A 7554-nucleotide genomic window follows, 5' to 3' on the forward strand; every position below is an offset into this window, starting at 1 on the left:
CATTAACATAAGAAAATAGTAACGTGCTTTTAACTTCAAAAATAGTCTAAATCCTTAAGTTGATGGATGTGGGGTACTACCACATCGCCGTCAAGCTAAGACGTTACACTATCCATAGAGCAAAAAATACGTTATTCCTTCCTCTGATTCTGCAGAAAGAATAGCGTATTCTTCCATTAAAAAAGTGGCTTTAATTAAGAGGTATATATACGGAATACCATTAGCATTTCTCTCATTTTCCACTTTAATGTATGGAATGAACTATTTGACGCAAATAACTTCTTCTAATAATAGGGTAGTAAATTATTTGTCCACTAATAAAGCTCGTGAATATGAGAATAGAATTTCCTGCAATAGGTAAGTCTATGTGTCTGCTCTACGCTAAAAACCTTATTGCCAAGAAGGCCACGCTACTGTGAAGAACAGAAATCAAAATAGGTATAAAAAATAATATGCTAATTTGTTGGGTTACAATTTTTTTTATCTCTCTTTTAGTTAACCCTAATCTAGAAAGCATTTGAAATTGGCTTTTATCTCGATCTAAATCTGTAAATAAACGGAAGTACAAGAAACTAATTGTAAATATAAAAAATACAATTCCTACTAGTACACTAAGAATAGATAGTATCGCATGCACTTGTTTACTTTCTAACCATTTTAATACCGGGGAATCAAATATAAAAGATCTATATGCGTTTGTATAATCATTTGGAATTATCTTTGTAAGTTTTTTAGCCACATTTTTATTAGCACAACGAGTTAGCGGCCCGTTAGCGTATGAACAGAGTGTAGCAAGCGGCGAGTCATAGTGGATAGTGAACTTCTGTCATATTTATAAAGAATAATAAAATTTGAGTGGGATCCTGCTGGATTAATAGCTATGTCATAAAAATCATGACATTTTGACACTACCGTATGTGACAGAAAAACAATTAGTATCAAAGAGCAGTTTTTAATACATTAACAATAAATGAGGAGGGGAGATTTTCATTGCGTATGATAAAAATATAAAGAGGCATGAAAGGTGAAACAGGTATGACCTATTTATGAAAAATAAATCAGTAACGAGAGTGTTTTAAGGAAAAGAAGTAATTTTTATGATTAACATACATGTGGAAAAAGAGGGATTTACTATTTGTTAGGATTCAATAGCGTTTGTGAAAATAATATTGAGTAAGATAATTGCAAATTTACCTCGTTTTTTATCTGAATTTTCTAATTTGATTATTTCAACTTTATGAAGATAGTAGCTAGAAAATTTGTGTGATAGTATTTTAAATAGAAAAAAAAGACAATTCTGAAAAGAGGGTGTAATTTGGATGGTTTAACTATTATAAATTTTAGGGTTAGATAGCTGTTAATGGATTATTTTCATTGAGTAGAGTTTTAGCTTGTAGAATATGAAAATCAAAGAAAGTTGTTCAGATAAATTAATGAAATATTATCGTTTTTTACTGTGGTTGTAATGACGATATAACTAGAAATCATTTAATTTGTCCACGTTTATAGGTGAAAAAGATTATTTAGAGTCAGAAGTGAACGTATAAAAACTAAAAATAAATATATTTGAATGCATAAATTATACCAAAGATATTGAATTTTATAGTTATTGAAGTTTGAATACTATTAAATTTCGGATGGATATATGTAGAGTTATAAATTATGTGCAAAAAAGAGGTATTGTGTACACCAAAACATCCGTTTTAGTAAATTTAAGGAGCACATTTTATGAAAACTACCGATTCAAAAGGCCTATTAGGAAATAGGGTTTATTTACAAGTTTTCTCTGCCTATTCATTGCTTATGCTTGGTGTTTTTATTGATATGTTAGCGATTATGACTATAGTTGGGTTTGAATGGGAAGTAGATCCTACTATGATTGGATTGATCCCTGTTGCATATGCACTTCCTGGAATTATTTTTGGCTCATGGGCAGGTGTTATTGCAGATCGTTTTAGAAAAATTCCAATTATGATGTTCTGTAATTTGATGGTTGGTTTAATAACAATTGCTCTTTTATTTGTACAAAATATCCACTGGCTCTTAGTGGCATTAATGATTCGTTCCATTTTTATTGTTTTCTATTATCCTGCACAACAAACACTAACAAGACAGATTGTATCCCCAGATTTGCTTACTAAAGCAGTAAGTATCAACGGAATAGTAGAGCAGGGTACCAAGATAGTAGGCCCACTTATAGGGGGCATGTTGCTGAGTTGGTTTCAGCCAGAGTTCTGCCTCATTATAAGAGCTATAAGTTGTTTATTAGCTACGTTAGTTCTGATACCCACAATAAAATTCAAAGAAACTATATCGAAAGAACTTGTTGAAAAGCAAAAGCAAAGCACTTGGGCCGCTTGGGTACAAGGGTGGGGCTATGTGTTATCTAATCGGATAATATTATCAACTATGATTTTCGTTACAATAGCCATGGCAGTATTACAATTAGTAGACTCACAATTCCCGACTTTATTTAAGAGCTTATTCCCACATGATAAAAGTAAAATGGGATATATCATTTCTATTATTGGTCTTGGCGGAATACTTGGTGCATTACTAACTCAGAAATTAAAACAATTTCAATATGGTTGGGTAGTATGTGGAGGCATGGTTTTAATGGGAATTGGTTTTGGGGGGATTGGTTTGATAACGCCCGGTACGGTCTTCGTTTTGGCCTATCTGATTAGTTTTATCGCTGGTATTGGAAGTGGGCTGATGCTTGTATCTAATCAAGTCATTTTACAAATAGAATCTGATCAAGATCAAGTAGGAAGAGTATTTGGTATTCAAAGCAGTTTAACAAACGCAGTTCTAATTATTTCTCCTGCTATGAGTGGCCCATTAGTGCATTTGTTTGGAGTAACTCAACTCTATGTTTATGGCGGGATTGGGCTTGTTGTCATTGGAGTAATTGGAGTTTCACTGCAGAAATATTTATGGGCTAAACATAAACACGAACCTATAAGAGCAAATAATTTTTGAAGGGAAGATTTTTTATGACCAATGAGGAATGTTTTCCATTAAGTCACCCGCAGCGAAGAATATGGTATACAGAAGTTATTCATTCTGATAAAGGGATATGTAATTTAAGATTTTTATTTAAACTTCATCGAAAAATGAATTATTCAAAATTAAACCAAGTTGTGAATCGTGTTATCAGTGAAAATGACGGTCTGTGCATTAGATTAAAAGAAAATGGGCATCAGGAACCTAAACAATATTTTATTAAACATGAAGAACAAGAATTTGAGTTTTTCGATTTCAGTAATGTGGAGAATTCAGATTTACTTGAGGAATGGATTGAGCAGAAAACAAAAGAAACGTTTACATTATTTAATTCGAATTTATACTATTTCGCCTTAATAAAATTAAACGATAATGAATGTGCAGTCTTTGGAAATGTTCATCATATTATCATGGATGGTTTATCAATTCAAATATTTACTGAGCAGATTGCAAAACATTATTATGAAATGCATAACGAGACTGAGGAAGGCGAAATTAAAAATTCATATGTTCAATTTCTGGCTAATGAACAAACATACTTGAATAGTAGTCGCTTTCAAAAAGATCAAAAATTCTGGTTAGAGGAATTTAAAACACTTCCATCTGTGACCGGATTGAAGCCCTATAATACGTACCAAGTTAGTACCAAAGCATCACGCGAAACGTTTATATTATCAGAGCATTTGAAGAGAAAAATAGAATTGTTTTCCGAAAATTACAAATTTAGTTTATATACTCTTTTTGTCGCTACTTTCTCGTTGTCCATGTATCGGTGGACTTCATCGCTTGATATTGCATTAGGAATGGCTTACGGCAACCGTATGACTAAAATGGAACGAAAATTGATTGGAATGATGGTGAGTACAGTTCCTTTAAGAATGGATATTGACCCAGAAGAAGAAGTGCTTTCATTTATTGGTAGGGTGTCCAGAAAACAAAGTAAATCATTAAGACATCAGAAATATCCATTTGATTTATTATTAAAGCAGATTAATAAAGAGAATAACAGCAATGTGAGACTTTTCGGAACTACGATTGATTATAGGGATCGTGATGAAAGTGGTGACTCACTATGGATCGCAAACCGTGAAGAGGTACAAGATTTTGCAGTGCATATTGAAAATCTAATTGATATAGACTCTTTACATGTACATATTGATTATCGTGAGGAGCTATTTTCTAAGGAAGAGATAAAACGCTTTTTTAACGTTATGTTAGCGATAATGGAAAACACTTTTGAAAACCCAAAGCAGAAGGTAGCTGAAATCGAAATTATTTCTGATGAAGATAAAAGAAAAAGTTTAGTTGAGTTCAACAATCCTAAGCTGGATTTCCCACCTCGGGAAACTCTTCATGAATTGTTCGAACGACAAGCAATGATTTATCCAAACGCTATTGCAGTTACGTATGAAAAAGAAAAAGTTACTTATAAGGAGCTTAATGAACGTGCAAATCAGTTAGCTCATTATCTGCAGAAAAAGGGAATAGGACCTGATACTTTAGTTGGACTGTGTGTTGAACGTTCTCTCGAAATGATTGTAGGTATTTTAGGGATTTTGAAGGCTGGTGGGGCTTATGTTCCACTTGATCCAACATATCCAGAGCAGCGACTTCAATATATTTTAGAGGATGCAAGCATTCAGTTATTCGTAACGCAAGAAAGTTTAAAAGAATTGAAATGGTTACCAGAAAATGTTGAATCGATTTGCCTGGATCGTGATCAAGAAGAGATTGGGAAAGAAAGTAAGACCTTGCCGGTTTCTAATGTGAATTCCCAAAACCTAGCTTACGTAATCTATACTTCGGGATCAACAGGGAATCCAAAGGGCGTTATGATAGATCATCACAATGTCATTCGGTTATTTAAATCGACGGATTGTTGGTATCAATTTAATGAAAAAGATACTTGGACGCTTTTTCATTCTTATGCATTTGATTTCTCAGTATGGGAAATTTGGGGAGCATTATTATATGGTGGAAAATTAGTTGTTGTTCCGTACTGGATTAGTCGATCGCCAAAAGATTTTTATCAATTATTGGTGGAGGAAGAAGTCACAGTTCTAAATCAGACACCTTCCGCATTTCGACAATTAATACGAGTGTGTGAACACGAAGATAAGAATAAAAACTTGCAGCTGCGTTATGTGATATTTGGCGGAGAAGCGTTAGAACCCATTAGCTTGTTACCGTGGTTTCAAAGATATGGGGATAAAGAACCACAGCTAATTAACATGTATGGAATTACAGAAACTACAGTTCATGTTACGTATTATCCAATTACTCTAGATGATGTGCATCATGCTTCGAGAAGTAATATCGGAAAACGGATTCCAGATTTAGAAGTGTATATATTAGATGCTTATCAACAACCTGTTCCTATAGGTGTAGATGGTGAGCTTTATATTGGCGGGGCAGGGCTTGCACGTGGGTATTTAAATAGACCTGAATTAACAGCAGAGCGCTTTATATCTCATCCATTTAGTAGTGATCCGAAAGCAAGATTATACCGGACAGGAGACTTAGCGAGGTATTTGCCAGATGGGAATCTGGATTATCGTGGAAGAATTGATCATCAGGTTAAAATACGTGGTTTCCGAATTGAGATTGGGGAGATTGAGTCTACTTTAAATGCATATGCATCTATAAAAGAGGCAGTTGTAATTGTAAGAGAGGATCAACCGGGTGATAAACGATTAGTAGCTTATGTTGTAGGAGATGGAAATGTAGGTGCGTGGAGAGAGTATCTTAAAGCGAAACTACCGAGCTATATGGTACCTTCGGGATATGTGACGATGGAAGCCATTCCACTTACAGCTAACGGCAAAGTTGATCGTGAGTCCTTACCTATGCCGGAGGAAAAGCAGATTAATAGTGAATGTATTGACCCTCGGAATAGTAATGAACAGATACTCGCTACCATTTGGAAGCAAGTATTAGGTATTAAAAAGGTGGGAATCTATGATAATTTCTTTGAAATTGGTGGCGACTCGATTCTCAGTATTCAAATCATATCTCAAGCAAGTCAATTAGGGTTAAAACTTACTCCAAAGCAAATGTTTGAATGCCCAACTATTGCCGAGCTGGCACAATTGGCTATAGAAACGCAGGGAGTACAAGCGGAGCAGGGGATTGTAACAGGAGATGTGCCTCTTACTCCAATTCAGTACTGGTTCTTCGAGCAAGAACATCCACATCCAGAGCATTGGAATCAATCAATGCTTTTAAGAGTAAAAGAGAGATTGGATGTGAAGTTACTAGAGGGAGCAATATTAAATTTAATCAAACATCATGATGCTTTACGTTTTCGGTACGAGCAGTTACCAAACGGAACATGGAGGCAGAGAAATGAAGGAACTGATGAGCTGTCAGTACTCCATGTTGTAAAACGGAACAAAGTTAATGAAAAAGAGTGGAATAAAATAATACAAGAAGAGATGAACATTAATCAAGCTAGTTTCAATTTAGTTACTGGTCCGTTAATGAGAGTAGTTTACTTTGAGGATAACTTGACTGGAAATGATCGAATATTCTGGGTGATTCATCATTTAGTAGTAGATGGAGTATCGTGGAGAATTCTATTGGAAGATTTACAGGTGGTATATAACCAGATGAAACAAGGTCAAAGAATTCGCTTACCTGCGAAAAGTACATCTTTTAAAGAATGGTCTGAACGACTCCAGACATACAGTGATTCGGGTATTTCAAAAGAAGTACAGATTTATTGGAATGAACAAGTAGAAAAAGAAACGATGACAATTTCAATGGACTATCCAATACAAGAAACAACAGAAGAATCTATTGATCAAGTGACGAGGACTTTAGGAGTAGAAGAAACACAAGCATTGTTACACGAAGTTCCAGTCACTCATAAGACAAGGATTAATGAGGTACTATTGGCGGCATTAGGACAAGCTATCGTCGATTGTACAAATCAGCAAACGGTTTCTATTCATCTAGAAGGACACGGGAGAGAAGAGATGATTGAAGGTATTGATTTATCACGGACAGTGGGCTGGTTTACGAGTATTTATCCTGTTCATCTAAATTTTCAAGGAACTAAAACACCAATTGAAGGCTTAAAGGCTGTCAAAGAACAATTGCGTCGAATTCCGAATCACGGAGTAGACTATGGTATTTTACGTTACTTGAATAAAGAAATACTTCCGTTTTATCAGCAAAAGCCTTCAATAAGCTTTAACTATTTGGGCCAATTTGATCAGGTGTTTTCAAAGGAATCTTTGTTTATGCAAGAGGCAGGGTTTACATTTTTAGATCATGCTCCAGACTCCAAGCCATCTCATCTAATTGATGTTATCGGAATGGTGAAAGATGAAAAGTTACATTTTATTTGGATGTATAGTAGAGAACAGTTTTCTAAATTAAAAATTCAAGTAATAGCAGATGGTATGTTGAGGCATCTTCGCCAACTTATAAATAAACCAACAACAGAGTCAGCTTTTACGGTATCAGATTTTGCTGATGCAGAGGATCTTACGGAAGAAAGCTTGAGCAAAGTATTACTTAAATTAACAAAGAAGAGGGTGTAAA

2 protein-coding genes and 1 pseudogene are annotated in these 7554 nt (G+C 34.6%); 2 read left to right on the forward strand and 1 reads right to left on the reverse strand.

The window, feature by feature from the left end:
* Positions 1 to 244 precede the first annotated feature (244 nt).
* Positions 245 to 742, reverse strand: a pseudogene (locus JDS81_RS30580) (ABC transporter permease); the annotation flags it as partial.
* Between the two features lie 986 nt (positions 743 to 1728).
* Between JDS81_RS30580 and JDS81_RS25420 the strand changes: the two are divergent.
* Complete coding sequence (locus JDS81_RS25420) at positions 1729 to 2982, forward strand: MFS transporter (RefSeq protein WP_000858625.1); 1254 nt, start codon at positions 1729 to 1731, stop codon at positions 2980 to 2982.
* A 14-nt stretch (positions 2983 to 2996) separates the two neighbouring features.
* Positions 2997 to 7553, forward strand: a complete 4557-nt coding sequence (locus tag JDS81_RS25425) for a non-ribosomal peptide synthetase (RefSeq protein WP_097954262.1) — start codon at positions 2997 to 2999, stop codon at positions 7551 to 7553.
* The last annotated feature ends 1 nt before the right edge of the window (position 7554 follow it).

The organism is Bacillus cereus group sp. N31, from assembly GCF_016483245.1.
Classification (GTDB): Bacteria; Bacillota; Bacilli; order Bacillales; family Bacillaceae_G; genus Bacillus_A; species Bacillus_A toyonensis.

Excerpts from the sequence above, each read along its gene's own strand:
- JDS81_RS25420 (WP_000858625.1), top strand. The coding sequence starts at position 1,729 with ATGAAAACTACCGATTCAAAAGGCCTATTAGGAAATAGGGTTTATTTA.
- JDS81_RS25425 (WP_097954262.1), top strand. The coding sequence starts at position 2,997 with ATGACCAATGAGGAATGTTTTCCATTAAGTCACCCGCAGCGAAGAATA.